General features: G+C 66.7%; 9 protein-coding genes. 4 read left to right on the forward strand and 5 right to left on the reverse strand.

Features of this window, described 5'->3' with window-relative positions; translation table 11 throughout:
* Positions 1–110: 110 nt before the first annotated feature.
* Complete coding sequence (locus GY40_RS19795) at positions 111–2,912, reverse strand: ribonuclease E/G (RefSeq protein ID WP_038365741.1); 2,802 nt, start codon at positions 2,910–2,912, stop codon at positions 111–113.
* A 718-nt stretch (positions 2,913–3,630) separates the two neighbouring features.
* Between GY40_RS19795 and GY40_RS19800 the strand changes: the two genes are divergently transcribed.
* The 3 genes from GY40_RS19800 to prfB all read left to right on the forward strand — a co-directional run bounded on the left by GY40_RS19800 (position 3,631) and on the right by prfB (position 8,721).
* A complete protein-coding gene (locus GY40_RS19800) occupies positions 3,631–4,833 on the forward strand; it encodes an N-acetylmuramoyl-L-alanine amidase (RefSeq protein WP_051988312.1) in 1,203 nt (400 codons plus the stop codon).
* A 141-nt stretch (positions 4,834–4,974) separates the two neighbouring features.
* Positions 4,975–7,419, forward strand: a complete 2,445-nt coding sequence (locus GY40_RS19805) for a penicillin-binding protein 1A (protein ID WP_038365742.1) — start codon at positions 4,975–4,977, stop codon at positions 7,417–7,419.
* Positions 7,420–7,592: 173 nt separating this feature from the next.
* Positions 7,593–8,721 (forward strand): peptide chain release factor 2 gene (gene prfB / locus GY40_RS19810; protein ID WP_156116007.1). Its coding sequence is split into 2 segments (ribosomal slippage): positions 7,593–7,661 and positions 7,663–8,721, totalling 1,128 coding nucleotides; the frame shifts between segments, so codons are not numbered across the junction.
* A 162-nt stretch (positions 8,722–8,883) separates the two neighbouring features.
* Here prfB and GY40_RS19815 read toward each other — a convergent pair.
* Both GY40_RS19815 and GY40_RS19820 read right to left on the reverse strand, forming a co-directional pair.
* A complete protein-coding gene (locus tag GY40_RS19815) occupies positions 8,884–10,194 on the reverse strand; it encodes a M23 family metallopeptidase (protein ID WP_142021002.1) in 1,311 nt (436 codons plus the stop codon).
* 87 nt (positions 10,195–10,281) lie between these two features.
* Positions 10,282–10,746 carry a peroxiredoxin gene (locus GY40_RS19820; RefSeq protein WP_038365745.1) on the reverse strand — a complete coding sequence of 155 codons (465 nt, stop codon included), beginning with the start codon at positions 10,744–10,746 and terminating at the stop codon, positions 10,282–10,284.
* A 288-nt stretch (positions 10,747–11,034) separates the two neighbouring features.
* Here GY40_RS19820 and GY40_RS19825 point away from each other — a divergent pair, with 288 nt between their 5' ends.
* Positions 11,035–14,490, forward strand: coding sequence for a YhdP family protein (locus GY40_RS19825; RefSeq protein ID WP_038365746.1), 3,456 nt, complete (start codon positions 11,035–11,037; stop codon positions 14,488–14,490).
* A 196-nt stretch (positions 14,491–14,686) separates the two neighbouring features.
* Here the strand turns inward: GY40_RS19825 and tyrS are convergent, their stop codons facing one another.
* Both tyrS and GY40_RS19835 read right to left on the reverse strand, forming a co-directional pair.
* Entirely contained in the window at positions 14,687–15,940 is a 1,254-nt protein-coding gene (gene tyrS / locus GY40_RS19830) for a tyrosine--tRNA ligase (protein ID WP_038365748.1), read from the reverse strand.
* A 95-nt stretch (positions 15,941–16,035) separates the two neighbouring features.
* Complete coding sequence (locus tag GY40_RS19835; RefSeq protein WP_038365749.1) at positions 16,036–16,263, reverse strand: DUF1127 domain-containing protein; 228 nt, start codon at positions 16,261–16,263, stop codon at positions 16,036–16,038.
* Positions 16,264–16,284 lie beyond the last annotated feature (21 nt).

The following is a 16,284-nucleotide window of genomic DNA, read 5'->3' on the forward strand; positions in this document are numbered from 1 at the left end:
TGCCGATGATGCCCCGCTTCGCGGCTGCGGCCAATGGCTGGCGAGGTCGGATCATGAAAAAGGCCCGCTGCGGAGCAGCGGGCCTTTCGATCTTGCGATGTTCTCTCGGCTCAGGAACGGCCGGCGAGCTTGTTCCACCAACCACCGCGCTTCGGCCGTGTCGGATCCGGCTCGGTCAGGACGACCGCGACGGGCTCTTCGACGGGGCGCGGAGCGGGAGCCGGCTCGGGTTCCGGGGCAGGCGGCGCAGCGGCGGCGCTAGGCTCGGCCTCCGCAGCGGGCTCCACAGCAGCCTTGGCCGGCTTCTCGGCACGGGCAGGCGCCTCGGGCTCCACCGGGGCGGGCGCAGACCCGGCAGCACCTCCCTCGGTGATCGGAACGACCTTCTTCCGCGACCGGCTACGCTTCGGCTTTTCGGCTTCGACTGGCGCGGCTTCCGCGACGACGATATCGGCCGCGACCTCCTTGGCCGCCTCGGCCTCCTTCGTCGCCTTCGGCTTGCGGGCGCGGCTGCGCTTCGGCTTGGGCTCCTCGGCCGGAGACGCAGCTTCCTCGGCGGCTACCGCCTCGATGGCCGGAGCCTCGGTCGCGCTCTCGACGACGGTCTCGGCGCTTGCCGATTCCTCGCCCTCGTCATCATCGCCGCCTTCGCCGTCCTCGCTCGCGGTGCCTTCGCCCTGCATGTCCTGCTGGTCGCGCTCGCCACCCCGCCGACGACGCCGGCGCCGGCGGCGACGGCGGTTCTCTCGGCTCTCGGCCTCGCCTTCGCCGCGCTCCTCCTGCGCGTCGCCGGCGGCCGTCTCGCTGTCGCCGGTCTCGGCGTCGAGTGCGGCGGCCTCGGCGGCGGCGTCGAGTGCCTCGTCATCGACATCGGAGGCGACCGCCTCTGCCTTGAAGGGCGAAGGTACGACCCGGCCCTCATTGCCGACGAACTCGCCGCGCTCCAGCTCGAAATAGCGGGTGCCGAGCAGGTTCACATCGGTCGAGATCGTGATCGCGATGGCGAAACGGTTTTCGAGATCGGCCAGATGCGCGCGCTTCTGGTTGAGGACGTAGAGCGCGACCTCCGGCCGGGTGCGGATGGTGAGGTTGTGCGAGGCGCTCTTGATCAGCGTCTCCTCCAGCGCGCGCAGGATCTGCAGCGCGACGGAGGGCGTCGAGCGGATCATGCCGGCGCCGGCGCAGTGCGGGCAGGGGATCGAGGAGCTCTCGAGCACGCCGGTGCGGATGCGCTGGCGCGACATCTCGAGCAGGCCGAAGGCCGAAATGCGCCCCAGCTGGATGCGGGCACGGTCGTCCTTGAGGCATTCCTTCAGCTTCTTCTCGACGGCCCGGTTGTTCCGGTTCTCCTCCATGTCGATGAAGTCGATCACGACGAGGCCGGCGAGGTCGCGCAGCCTGAGCTGGCGGGAGATTTCCTCGGCCGCTTCGAGATTGGTCTTGAGGGCGGTGTCCTCGATATTGTGCTCGCGGGTCGAACGGCCCGAGTTGATGTCGATCGCGACCAGCGCTTCGGTCTGGTTGATGACGAGGTAGCCGCCGGACTTCAGCGTCACCGTGTTCGAGAACATCGCGTCGAGCTGGCTCTCGACACCGAAGGCGGCGAAGAGCGGGGTCTGGTCGCGATAGGGCTTCACGCTCTTGGCATGGCTCGGCATGAGCATGCGCATGAAGTCCTTGGCCTCGCGATAGGCCTCCTCGCCGGCGACGTGAACCTCGTCGATGTCCTTGTTGTAGAGGTCGCGGATCGAGCGCTTGACGAGGTTGCCCTCCTCATAGACCAGCGCCGGGGCGACGGAGGCCAGCGTCAGCTCGCGCACGCTCTCCCACATCCGCATCAGATATTCGTAGTCGCGCCGGATCTCGACCTTGGTGCGCGAGGCGCCGGCCGTGCGCAGGATCAGGCCCATGCCCTCCGGCACCTCCAGCTCCTGGGCGATCTCCTTGAGGCGCTTGCGGTCCTCGGCATTGGTGATCTTGCGCGAGATGCCGCCGCCCTTGCCGGTGTTCGGCATCAGCACCGAGTAGCGGCCGGCGAGCGAGAGATAGGTGGTCAGCGCTGCGCCCTTGTTGCCGCGCTCCTCCTTGACGACCTGGACCAGGATGATCTGGCGGCGCTTGATCACCTCCTGGATCTTGTACTGGCGGCGCGACTGGCGGTGCGGCCGCTCGGGCATGTCGTCGAGGGCGTCGCCGCCGCCGATCTGCTCGGGAGCCTCTTCGGCCTCGTCACCATGATCCTCGTCGTCGCCGTCCTCGTGGTCGGAAGGCTTGCGGGCCTCGGCCTGATTCTCGGACGAGGCGGCCTCGTCGGCCGATGCGACCGCTTCCGTCGTCTCGAAGGTCAGCGGCGCGGCGTTTTCGACGGCGTCCTCGGTCGCCGATTCGGCAATGGCCGGCGCGAAGGACTCGCCGAAAGCCGGCGCGCCCTCGTTGACCATGGCGGCCTGCTTGCCGTCGGTCTCGACATGTTCGCCAGCGCTCTCGCCAGCCGTCTCGATCTCGGCCGAGACGGTCTCGTCGGCAGCAGCCTTCTTGGCGCGGTGGTCGCGGTCGCCACGGCGTCCGCGGTCGCGGCGGCCGCGCTTCTCGCGGCGCTCCTCGTCGCGCTCTTCGTCACGCTCGGCGCGCGCCTCGTCCTCGATGAGCGCCTGCCGGTCGGCGACAGGGATCTGGTAGTAGTCCGGGTGGATCTCGGAGAAGGCGAGGAAGCCGTGCCGGTTGCCGCCATATTCCACGAAGGCCGCCTGGAGCGACGGCTCCACGCGGGTCACCTTGGCGAGATAGATGTTGCCGCGGAGCGGCTTGCGGCTGGCGGATTCGAAATCAAACTCTTCGACGCGGGATCCGCGCACCACCACGACCCGGGTCTCTTCCGGGTGGGTGGCATCGATCAGCATTTTGTTGGCCATCAGAAATTTCCATGGGCGCGGCCGCTGGCAAGACCCGCGAGGCTGCGGACAAGAATCCGCTGCCGCGAGCCAGGGCGCCGCTGAAGGGCCGGCGCGAGCCGGCATGTTGCAGGAGGGAGAAGTCGGTCGAGACAGGAAGGCGGCTGGGGAAGGCAGAGCGAACGAAACGCCCAGCGCAATCCCGCAGGTTTGAATGCTTCACCGATGATACGTGCGGCGTCGCTTGCCCCGTCATCTGCCCTGACCTGCGGCGCGCCCGTCTCTCGACAGGACGCTCCGCGTTTGCACGCTCGCGAGACAGGGCAGGGCGCTGAACTCGCGATCCCGGCCCGCCCTCTGCGGACGATCCATTACGGTCGACCTGCTGCCACCGCCCGGATGGGCGGAGGCCCAACCTGCTCCGGACGCCGACGGATGGTTCGATCCGGATGTGTCCTATGGGCAGGTTGGCGGGCAACCATGTTCCATTACAGATAGGTCACAGTGATTTGCAAGTCACATCGCAACCGGATCGCGCGGAACGCATGGCGGCGCGGTTCATCGCGCGATGATGTCGTGGTAACGGCCTGTTAGGAATTCGGGTCGCTATGGTTAAGTCTTGGTGACGACAAGCGGGATTTTTGAGCTGTTTTCACGCATCCGCCAGGTCGAATCGGGCTTTTTCCGGGCTGTGGGGCGCTGGAGAGCGGTTTCGCGCGCGTGGTCCCGTGTCTGGCCGATGGTGGGGCTGTGCATCCTTCTCGGCGCCGTTCCGGCGTTCGGCGAGCCGGGCAGGTCGCAGAGCGAATTTCCCGTCGCGACCGATGCGCGGCTCGAGCAGCAAGGCGACATCGTCAAGCTGACCATGGCGCTCTCGACCGTCATCGACGTCGAGGCCTGGGTGCAGGCCGCGCCCGACCGCGTCATCGTCGAGATGCCATCGACGAATTTCCAGATTCAGCCCGGCGCCCGCAAGACCGCCGGCTTCATCGGCGCCTATCGCTACGGGCTGTTCACGGCCGACAAGGCCCGAATCATCATCGACCTTTCGCAGCCGGCGGCGATCGCGAAGGCCGAGGTTCGTGCCCTCCGGGGCGGGCTCGGCGAACTGGTGATCGAGCTCCGGAAGACTGGTCGCGCCGAATTCCTGGCCGAGGCCGCCAAGGCGAGGAAGCCGAACGTCACGGCCGCCCTGCCGACGCCGGCGAAGCCCACGGGAGAGGCGCGCCGCACGATCGTCATCGATCCCGGTCATGGCGGCATCGACCCCGGTACGCTCGTCGCCTCGATTGCCGAGAAATCGGTGGTGCTGAATTTCGGCCTTGCGCTGAAGCAGCAGCTCGAAGCCTCCGGCCGCTATCGCGTGGTGATGACCCGTGACGACGACCGCTTCGTGTCGCTCGGCGACCGGGTGAAGATCGGGCAGGACGAAAAGGCGGACCTGTTCATCTCGATCCATGCCGATTCGCTGACGCAGGCCCAGGATGTCCGGGGTGCCACCGTCTATACGCGCTCCGAACGGGCGACCGACGCCGAGGCTGCCAGGCTCGCCGCCAAAGAGAACCAGGCCGATGCCGTGGCGGGGCTGGAAACCAGCGAGGAGGTGCAGGACGTCGCCGGCATCCTGATCGATCTGGCGCGGCGCGAGACGCGGACCTTCTCGGGTGTCTTCGCCCGCAATCTGGTCGAAAAGATGGGGGCCTCGGTCCGGATGCACAAGATCCCGCTGCGCTCCGCGCGGTTCTGGGTGCTGAGCGCGCCGGACGTGCCTTCGGTGCTGATCGAACTCGGCTACATGTCGAGCCCGAAGGATGCCGAGCTGTTGACTTCCGCCGAATGGCGCGGAAAAGCGGTTGGTGCCGTCGGTGCGGCAGTGGACGAGTACTTTGCCCGGGAGCGTGCCTCTGTCGGGCAGGCAGCCGAGAACCGGCACGCGCCTTAAGTTCGCGAGATGGTGTCAAGTTGACACGAATTGTGGTCGCGAAGCCACGGTTCCGCCATCACGGTCATGTTATAGCTTGCCGTTGCAAAGCGCCCCGTTTCGGCGCGCGCCGGGTGGCAGAGATGGGGTCCGGGACCTGAGATGCGGTTTATCCTGCGAATCTTCGGATGGTTGTTCGCTGCCGGCACGATCGCTTTCGTGATCGGCGCGGCCGTGCTCGGCGGCCTGATCTGGCATTATTCCAGGGATCTGCCGGATTACGCCCAGCTTCGGAACTACGAGCCGCCGGTGATGACCCGCGTCCATGCGGGCGACGGCAGCCTGATCGCCGAATATGCCCGCGAGCGCCGCCTCTACATCCCGATCCAGGCGGTGCCGAAGCTCGTCGTCGATGCCTATATCTCGGCCGAGGACAAGAATTTCTACAAGCATATGGGCGTCGATCCCGAGGGCCTCGCCCGCGCGGCGATCTATAATTTCCGCAACCGCGGCGCCAATCGCAGGCCGCAGGGCGCCTCGACCATCACCCAGCAGGTGGCGAAGAACTTCCTCGTCGGCTCGGAGCAGTCGCTGGAGCGCAAGATCCGCGAGGCGCTCGTCGCGCTGAAGCTCGAATCGACCTACTCGAAGGACAAGATCCTCGAGCTCTATCTCAACGAGATCTATCTCGGCGCGCCGGCGCCTGGGCTCGGCAGCTACGGCATCGCCGCGGCGGCGCTGAATTATTTCGGCAAGTCGGTGCATGAGCTGAACCTGCAGGAGGCCGCCTATCTCGCGGCGCTGCCGAAGGCGCCGAGCGATCTGCAGCCCTTCCGCAATACCGATCGGGCGATCGAACGCCGCAACTACGTGATCGACCGCATGGTCGAGAACGGTTACGTCAAGCGCGACGTCGCCGAAGCCGCCAAGAAGCAGCCGCTCGGTGTCAATCCGCGCCAGGTCTCGCCGAACAACATCGCCGCCGGCTATTTCGCCGAGGAAATCCGCCGCGAATTGCAGGATCGCTATGGCGAGAAGAAGCTGCTCGAAGGCGGCCTGTCGGTCCGTGCCACGGTCGATCCCAAGATCCAGCTGACGGCGCGCAAGGCGCTGGTCGACGGTCTCGTGCGGTTCGACGAGGCGCGCGGCTGGCGTGGCGCCATCCAGAAGCTCGATATCGCCGGGCAGGACTGGGGCAAGGCGCTCGGCGAATTGCCGGTGCTGGGCGATGTGGCGCCCTGGCGGCTCGCCGTGGTGCTCGACGCCAACGGCGACAGCGCCAGGCTCGGCCTGCATCCGTTGCGCGACAATGCCGGCAACCTCAACACCCGCCGTGAAACGGTCACGCTGGCGGCGGACGGGATCAAATGGACCCGCCGTGGCCGTGTCTCGCAGGTGGTTTCGGCCGGCGATGTCGTCTATGTCGAACCGATCGAGAACCGGCCGGGCTATGCCCGCCTGCGTCAGCTGCCGGAGGTCAATGGCGCCATTGTCGTGATGGACCCGTTCTCCGGCCGCGTGCTCGGCATGGTCGGCGGCTTCTCGCACGACCAGTCGGAGTTCAACCGCGCCACCCAGGCGATGCGCCAGCCGGGCTCGTCCTTCAAGCCCTTCGTCTATTCGACGGCGCTGGACAATGGCTACACCCCGTCCAGCATCATCCTCGACGCGCCGATCGAGATCGACCAGGGGCCGGGGCTGGGCATGTGGCGGCCCGAGAACTTCGACGGCAAGTCGGTGGGGCCGCGCACGCTGCGCTACGGCATCCAGTTCTCGAAGAACCTGATGACGGTGCGCCTGGCCAAGGATGTCGGCATGCCGCTGATCGCGGAATATGCCCGCCGCTTCGGCATCTATGACGATCTCCAGCCCGTGCTCTCGATGGCGCTCGGCGCCGGCGAGACGACGGTGATGCGGATGACGGCGGCCTATTCGATGCTGGTCAATGGCGGCAAGCGCATCCGGCCGACGTTGATCGACCGCATCCAGGACCGCACCGGCTCCACCATCTTCCGGCACGACCAGCGCGTCTGCGAGGGCTGCAATGCCGATAAATGGGCGAACCAGACCGAGCCGCGCCTCATCGACAACCGTGAGCAGGTCATCGATCCGCTGACGGCCTACCAGATGGTCTCGATCCTGGAAGGCGTGGTCAATGCCGGTACGGCGACCGTGGTGAAGTCCGTCGGCAAGCCGCTCGCCGGCAAGACGGGCACGACCAACGATGCCAAGGACGTCTGGTTCGTCGGCTTCTCGCCGGACCTCGCAGTCGGCGTCTATATGGGCTTCGACAAGCCGAAGTCGCTCGGCACCTCCGCGACGGCGGGCCAGTATGCCGCGCCGATCTTCCGCGATTTCATGACGGTGGCGCTCAAGGACAAGCCCGCGACGCCGTTCCGCGTGCCGGCCGGCATCAAGCTGATCCGCGTCGATCCACGCACCGGCATGCGTGCCGGCGGCGAGGGCGGCATCCTCGAGGCCTTCAAGCCCGGCACTGCGCCGCCCGACAGCTATTCCGTCGTCGGCTCGGGCGACGGCAGCGCCCCGTTCGCCGCGCCGGCGGGTGGCGGACGCGCGGTCGGCTCGGGCACCGGCGGCCTCTACTGACGAGCGCTTTTCACGATGCAGCAAGTCCCGGATACGCATCCGGGCCTTGTCTTTGCCGGTGAGGGTGAACGCCCCGGGACCCGCAAGATGAGGCGGGCGTTTACAGCGCGGTCTTTCGCCCCTATCTCAGCGCTACGAATCCAAGACCGACAACGGAAGATCTGACGACGATCATGCGCCCCGAAATCCAGACGCAACTCGATAACGCCAAGCAGTCGATCGGACTGCTGAGGAGGCATCTTTGACTGGGATGAAGCCCAGCGCCGCCTAGCGGAACTCAACGCCCTCTCGGAGGGGCCCGATTTCTGGAACGATGCCGAAGCCGCGCAGAAGTTGATGCGCGAGCGCACCGGGCTCGAGACCCAGATCGAGGGCATCGGGAAGCTCGAGCGCGAGCTCGACGACGCTCTGACGCTGATCGAACTCGGCGAGATGGAGGGCGACGACGCCACCGTCGCCGAGGGCGAGCAGGCGATCAAGGCCGTTCAGGACGAAGCGGCGCGGCTGCAGGTCGAGACCTTGCTCTCGGGCGAAGCCGACATGCTCGATACCTATGTCGAAATCCATCCCGGCGCGGGCGGCACCGAAAGCCAGGACTGGGCCGAGATGCTGCTGCGCATGTATCGGCGCTGGGGCGAGCGGCGAAAGTTCAAGGTCGAGACGCTCGAATACCAGGACGGCGACACGGCCGGCATCAAATCGGCGACGCTGCAGTTCAAGGGCCACAACGCCTATGGCTGGCTGAAGACCGAATCGGGTGTGCACCGCCTCGTGCGCATCTCGCCCTTCGATTCGAATGCCCGGCGGCAGACCTCGTTCGCGTCGATCTGGGTTTATCCCGTCGTCGACGACCGCATCGTCATCGACATCAACGAATCGGACTGCCGCATCGACACCTATCGTGCCCAGGGCGCCGGCGGCCAGCACATCAACACCACGGATTCGGCGGTGCGCATCACGCATATCCCGACCGGCATCGCGGTGTCCTGCCAGCAGGAGCGCTCGCAGCACAAGAACCGGGCCAAGGCCTGGGACATGCTGCGCGCGCGCCTCTACGAGGTCGAGCTGAAGAAGCGCGAGGAAAAGGCCAATGCCGAGCAGGCCTCCAAGACCGATATCGGCTGGGGCCACCAGATCCGCTCTTATGTGCTGCAGCCCTATCAGCTCGTGAAGGATCTGCGCACCGGCGTGAGCTCGACAGCGCCTGCCGACGTGCTCGACGGCGATCTGGACGCGTTCATGGAGGCGTCGTTGGCCCAGCGCGTTTACGGCACCCAGGTCGAGGTCGAGGATATCGACTAGGCCCGACATCGCCATCCCGGCGCGCAACGGCACGGTTCGGAGCCCATGAGCGCGGAAATTGAAAAAGGGCGGCAATCATGCCGCCCTTTTTGCTGCGCCGTGTTCATGGGCTCCGGACTCATTGCTGCGCAATGCCCGGGAATGACAAAGGGGCTCTGCGCATCAGAGAATGTTCGCCAGCTTGCTGCCGGCATTGAGGAAGCGGGTCGGATCGACCGGCTCCTCGTTGATGCGGGTTTCGTAATGCAGATGCGGGCCGGTCGAGCGGCCGGTCGTGCCGACCTTGCCGACCACCGTGCCGGCCTTCACCATCTGGCCGACCGAGACGGAGATCGCCGACATATGGGCATAGCGCGTGCTCAGCCCGTTGGCGTGCTCGACCTCGACCATGTTGCCGTAGCCGCCGTTATATTCGGCCGCCACGACTTTTCCGGGCGCGGTGGCGAGGATCGGGGAGCCCGGCGCGGCGCGGAAATCGACGCCGGTATGCATTGCCAGCCCGCGCGTGAAGGGATCGGTGCGGTAGCCGAAATTCGAGGTGAAGTCGTGATCGCCTGTCATCGGCCGGCCGAGCGGCATCTGCTCGGCGAGGCCGCGCAGGCGAATGAGAGAGGTCAGACGCGGCTGCAGCGCGGTCAGGGTCGCCTCGAAGGGGCCGGCTGAGGGATCGAGCTTCACCGGTACCAGCGGGCCGCCGACGCCGCCATCGACGATGGCCGGGGCAGCCATGCGGTCGGTGTCGAGCCCGGTTTCCGCGAGCGCGCTGCGCAGCTTCTTCTGCGCCTCCGCGACCTTCTGGTCCATCTCCTTGAGGGCGTCGAGCTGCGCGTCGGAGGTTCGGGCCATGGCCTTGTCGAGCTTCTCCAGGCTCGCCTCGACCCGCTTGGCGGGGGGCTCGGGCGGGGCGACCTCGCCCGACTGCCAGCCATTCTGGGCGTTGGCCTCGGCGCCGCGCAGCGCTGGCGTCTCGGGGGCAGGGGTCGGCTTGCTCGGCATGATCGGCGCGAAGCTCGTCACGCCCGAGGCCCGAATCGCTTCCTCGGGCTTGGCCACGCGTGGGCGCAGGGGAAGCCTGTTGGCCGGCAGGACGCCGTTGGATTGCAATGCATCGGTCATCGCCGTCACGAGCGACTGCCGCGATTCGAGCTCGGCCTGGCGGGTTGCCAGCTCGTCGACGCGGGACTCGACACCGTCCTGGTCGAGCAAGGCGCGGCTGGCATAACGGTCGACATCCGCACGCAGGGCGGCGATGCGGTCCTCATAGGCGTATTGCCGCGTCGTCTCGCGGGCGATCATGCGGGCGGCGAGGTCGTCCTTGCTGAGGATGTACCAGCCGGCGGTGCCGCTGCACGCCGTCATCAGCGCGAGCCAGCCCAAACCCATGAGCATCGTCGAACGGCGGATGGTGTAGGTCTTGTGGACGACGAGCCCGCTGACCGGGAGGGACGGGGCTGTGTGAGGCTGTGCATGCATACGCGGTACCGGGGGAAACGCTGCCGATACCGTCATTAGGGATTGTTAGGGTTAATCTTTCGCAAAGACCGCGCCGATGTCGAGGCTCTACAGGGCTCGCGCCGCGGCCAGAACCGCCTCGGCATGGCCGGCGACCTTCACCTTGCGCCAGATCCGCGCGATCCGTCCGTCGGCGTCGATCAGGAACGTGGCCCGCTCGATGCCCATGAACTTTCGGCCATACATGCTCTTCTCGACCCAGATGCCATAGGCGTTGGCGAGAGCCTGGCCCTCATCGGCCAAGAGCGTCAGGTCGAGCTCGTATTTCTGCTTGAAGCGATCGTGCCGCGTAGCCGGGTCAGGCGAGACGCCGACGATCTCGGTGCCGCAGGCGGCGAAATCAGGACGGAGCCGGTTGAAGTCGATCGCCTCTCGCGTGCAGCCGGTCGTGTCGTCCTTGGGGTAGGCGTAGAGCACCAGTTTGCGCCCCCGAAAGCCGGCCAGCGTGACCTCGCCACCGCCATCGCGCGGCAGACGGAAATCCGGTGCCGCATCACCTTCCTGCAAAACCATCGTTTCCGCCTTCCTTTTGTCGCCTTCGGGGGGCATGGACCGCCGCAGCCGCTAGATTTGAGTAGGATCGGTTCTTCGATCGGGTTCGTGTGCCCGACGAAACCCGTCCCTCACTGGCCGGGGAGCGGCGCGATCTGGCGAAAGACGAGGCAGCCGCCGGTTACGGGTTGCCGAATCGCATCGTCAGGTCACATCGACATCCATGCCGTCTCCCGAGATTGCGGCAAGGGGCGCTTTTGCTGCACCTTGTCGGAAGCGGCACCGACGCCCGAGAGGACCACGCGCATTTTGGCGGAGCAGGAAGCAAAGGTTGCGCTTGCCGGGCATGGCGAGCCGGCGCCGCAGGGCGCGGCCTGCGATGCGGAGGTCGTGAAGAAGCGCGCCAGGGCCGGCTTGATCACGATCTGTGTCGCGATCGTGGTCGCTGCCGTGGTGCTGGCCGGCGCGGCCGTGACGCTGCTCGTCACCGGGATCATTCCGCTCTCCGGTCTCGAAGGGCGAATCTCGTCCGCGATCGAGGAGCGGCTGGGCCCTGACTGGAAGGTGGAGGCCGCCTCGGCCGAGCTCGGCCGCATCGACGGGCATTCTCAGCTCAGGGTCAGGCAAGTCTCGTTCCGTCACTCGAGCGGCGCCGTCATCCGGGCGCCGGAGGCGATCCTCGGCTATGAGCCGATGGCGCTGCTCAAGGGCGATATCCGCCTGGTCTCGATCGATTTGCGCGGCGTCAACGTCCGGCTCGGCGTCGACAAAAACGGCGCGCTCGTCGTGAACGCCGATTCGGCTCCCGCAGAGACACCGCCACCCGCGACGGTTCCTGATGCCGCGCAGTGGAATGCCTTCACCGGCATCATGAGCGCGATCTCGACGCTGGCGCGCGGCGACGGGCTGCTCGGCGCACTGGAGACCGCAGGCATCAACGGCGCCCGCCTTTCGCTGGTCGATCCCGAGGGGCGCCAGAAGGCCGGCTTCGAGGATGTCGAGATTCGGCTGTCGCGGATCGGCGAGCGCGGCACGCGCCTGACGATGAAGGGCCGCACGGGGCAACGCTGGAAGGAGATGGCGGTCGATCTCACCACCGAAGCCGACGGAACCCAGCGCGCCGATATCGATATCCAGCGCTTCGAGCCGGCCGAGGCCGTCGCGCTGGCCTTCGGGACGGGCGGGATGGAGCTGGAGGGCCTCCCCCTTCAGGGCAAGGCGACGCTGCGGCAGACGCCCGACGGCAAGCAGTCGATCACGGCCAAGATCGACGTCCAATCCGGTTCGATCCGCTTCCCGGAGAGCCCGATGCCGACCGTCAAGCTCGCTTCGGCCCATTTGGAGGTGGCCAGCGGCCCCGATCTGACCCAGCTCAACATCGTGCGGGCCGAGATCGATGCCGGCGCGACGCATTTCGTCTCCTCCGGTTCGCTGCGCGAGGATAGTGGCGGCTGGCGTCTCGAACTCGACGCCAAGGGACAGCTCGCCGGGCTCGATGGCGACCCGGCGGTGCAGATGGACGGCCTGAAGGCCAATCTCAAAATCGATCCCGCCAATGGTGCGGTCGGAGTGGATGAGCTCAGCATCCGCGGTCCCAAGGCCAAGGTCGACATGACCGCCTTCGTCCAGCGCGTCGGCAGTTCCCCGCTGCAGCGCTTCCATGTCAAGGCGATGGATTCCGATCCGCGGGCACTTCTGGCGATCTGGCCGAAGTTCACCTCCCCGGACGTGCACAACACGCTGGAGCGGCAACTCGCGGCCGGACACATGAAGTCGTTGACCGTCGATCTCGACCTGCCGGCGGAGGATCACGCCAAACTCATCCATGGCGGCGGCATGCCCGACGGCGCCTTGCTCGTCGTCATCGACGCCGATCAGGTGCGATATCTGCCCGACCCCGGCCTGCCGCCCCTTACGGATGCGGTGGTTGCGGGCAAGGTCACGGGGCGCACGGTGCAACTTGCGATCGGCCAGGCGATGGCCGATCTCGGCAATGGCCGCAGCATGCGGCTGAGCGACGCCAGCTTCGCGATGCCGGACTACTGGATACATCGCGCTCCGGCGAATATCGCGTTTCGGATTGCCGGCTCGATGGATTCGCTGACCGCTCTGCTGGGCTTTCCGGCGCTGAAGGACTTCACCCCGGGCCAGATCGACCCCGCTGCGATCAAGGGAGCGAGCGACCTCAAGGTCGCGCTCACCCTGCCGCTGGCGAACGACCTGAAGACGGAGGAGGTGTCGATCAGCGGCAACGGCATCCTGTCCAATGTCGCATCCGACACGATGCTGGGAACCGAGAAACTCGACGCCGGCTCCTTCACGATGAATTTCGATCGCAACGGCCTGGCGCTGCGTGGCGACGCGAAGGTCGGCGGCGACAAGACGCAAATCGAGATCAAGCAGAATGCGAAGGGGCAGGGCGATGCGACACTGCTGCTCTCCCTCGATGCGGCGGCACGGCAAAGACGAGGCATCGGACCGGATTCCGGTATTTCCGGCGCGCTGCCGGTCAAGGTGGTGAAAAGCTTCAGCAAGGGCCAGCTGAACACGCCACCGCGGGTCGAGATCGACCTGACCAAGGTCGCGCTCGACGGAACGATACCGGGCCTGAGCAAGCCGGCCGGACGGCCGGGCAAGGTCAGCTTCAACTACATCCTCGATACCGACGGGCCCGATCTCGACGATTTCTCGTTCGATGCAGGCAGTGCGCAGATCAGGGGGCGCGTCGAGCTCAACAAGCAGAACGGGCTGGAGAGCGCGAGCCTGACGCAGTTCCGTCTCTCGCCGGGTGACAACCTCAAGCTCGACATCAAGCGGGACGGCGGCGTCACCAAAGTCATTGTTCGCGGCGCGGTGGCCGATCTGCGGCCCTTCATCAAGGACGTTCAGAGCCCGGCCCAGGCGCCGCGTGGCGATCGCTCGGCGCAGCAGAAGGGCGGCGACTACGACGTCGATCTCGACGTGCCGATCCTGACCGGCTTCAACAACGAGGCGATCACCAACGGCACGCTGAAATTCTCCAAACGCGGCGGCGATCTGCGCATGGTCAATTTCCAGGGGCGCATCGGCAAGGCCGACGTGACTGTCAGGCAGCGCCAGAGCGAGGGCGGCAAGCTCGTCGTGCAGACGGAGAATGGCGGCTCGCTGCTGCGCTTCCTCGATCTCTACAACAAGGCCTATGGCGGCGACCTCATCCTGACCATGGGGACAGGCGAGAACCAGAGCGGCGACCTGCTGTTCCGCAACTTCCTCGTGCGCAACGAGCCGGCGCTGCGACGCGTCGTCGGCACCTCGTCGAGCAGCGCCTTCACGGGCGAGCGTACCGGAGGCGACCCACCGGACGTCCGCATCGACGTCAGCGAAGTCGCCTTCACCAAGCTGCGCGCCGAGTTCACCCGCTCCGCCAGCCGGCTCGACGTCTCGGACATGGTGATCTGGGGCCAGCAGGTCGGCTTCACCCTTCAGGGCCATGTCGATTATGGCCGCGACCGCGTCGACATCGGCGGCACCTTCGTGCCGGGCTATGCCTTCAACAACGCCTTCGCGCAGGTGCCGGTGGTGGGGGCGCTGCTCGGCGGCGGCAGCCAGTATGGCGGGCTCTTCGCGGTGAATTTCCGCATTTCCGGCCCGGCCAGCGCGCCGAACATGACGATCAACCCGCTCTCCGCCCTTGCACCGGGTATCCTGCGCCGCTTCGTCGATCCACTCGGCGGGGCACCCGAGCAGCGGCCGGTCCAGCCGGGGCAGGCGCCGCCACGGCCCTGAGCGATACTGACGAAGCGGGACTTGCCGGGGCGAGATATGCCGTCACGCTCGGGCCTGCCCCGAGCGTCTCGTGGAGGAACGGCGCCTCTCACGGCGAGACATTCCCGGACTGCGCTTCGCTTAGCCCGAGAATGACGGCGCGACCGATGAGGTTGCTGTTCTTGCCGAAGCTGTTTTTGCCGGATCGGGCCTGTGCCTATTCCGGCCGCAGCAGGACGTGCTTCTTCTTGCCGAAGGAGAGCTTGACCGCCCCATCCGAGGTCAGATCGGCGAGGCCGAGCGTGGCGCGCTCGTCCGTGACGACGACATCGTTGACGCGCAAGCCTCCGGCCTTGACCTGCCGACGCGCCTCACCGGTCGAGGGCACGAGCCCCGCTTTGACGAAGGCGCTGAGCACGCCAAGGCCCGGCTCGATCTCACCGCGGGGGATCGTGACGCTCGGCAGGTCGGTCGCGAGGGCGCCTTCCTCGAAGGTCTTGCGCGCCGTCTCGGCAGCGGCTTCGGCGGCCTCGCGGCCGTGGACGATTGCCGTGATCTCGGTCGCGAGGATCTTCTTCGCCTCGTTCAGCTCGGCCCCGCCGAGCGCAGCGAGCCGGGCGATCTCGTCCATCGGCAGCCGCGTGAACACCTTGAGGAAGCGGCCGACATCCGCGTCCTCGGTGTTGCGGAAATACTGCCAGAAATCATAGGGGCTGAAGACGTCGGCATTGAGCCAGACCGCGCCGTTGGCGGTCTTGCCCATCTTGGCGCCGGACGAGGTCGTCAGCAGCGGCGTCGTCACGCAGTAGAGCTGCGGGCCGCCCATCCGGTGCGAAAGATCGACGCCGTTGATGATGTTGCCCCACTGATCGGACCCGCCCATCTGCAGGCGGCAGCCATAGCGGCGGTTGAGCTCGACGAAGTCGTAGCCCTGCATGATCATGTAGTTGAATTCGAGGAAGGACAGCGACTGCTCGCGGTCCAGCCTAAGCTTCACCGAATCGAAGGACAGCATGCGGTTGACCGAGAAATGCCGGCCGACATCGCGCAGGAATTCGACATAGTTCAGCTTCAGCAGCCAATCGGCGTTGTTGGCCATCATCGCGTCGGTCGGGCCGTCGCCATAGCGCAGGATGCGGCCGAAGACGCGCTTGATGCTCTCGATATTGGTGGCGATCTCCTCGACGGTCAGCAGCTTGCGCTGGTCGTCGCGGAAGGAGGGGTCGCCCACCATGGAGGTGCCGCCGCCCATCAGCGTGATCGGGCGATGGCCGGTCTCCTGGAACCAGTAGAGCATCGTCAGCGAGATCAGGTTCCCGATATGGATCGAGGTCGCGGTCGCGTCATAGCCGACATAGGCCGTCTGGGTTCCCTGCCGGCACAGAGCATCGAGGCCGGCCGGGTCGGAGACCTGGTGGATGAGGCCGCGCTCGTCGAGCACGCGCAGGAAATCGGATTTGTAGGTGGTCATGGCGGCTTGCGATCTGGCGTTTGTGGGTCCGCCGTCGTCTAGAGCATGTTCCGCCAAAGTGGAAACCGCTTTTGCGGCGAAGGCGCCGGCGGCCTTCATCCGGGAATGCGGTTGAGCCATAATCCGGCAGCGTCGCTGGGATGCGGCGGGTCCACGACATCGCGCGAGAGCCCGAGGTCGCAAAGCGCGCGGTCGTCCAGCATGGCGAGGCGGCGCTGCGTGCGGGCGGCAGCCGCATGACGCTGCCAGGACGCCAGCAGGCCGAGCAGGAAGGAGGCGCCGGCCCGGGGGGCGAGCGGCGCCGTTTGCGGTAGGCAGGTCATGATCCGATCCTCGGAGGCGGC

This window comes from Allobosea sp. UNC402CLCol, assembly GCF_000745475.1.
GTDB lineage: Bacteria > Pseudomonadota > Alphaproteobacteria > Rhizobiales > Beijerinckiaceae > Allobosea > Allobosea spartocytisi.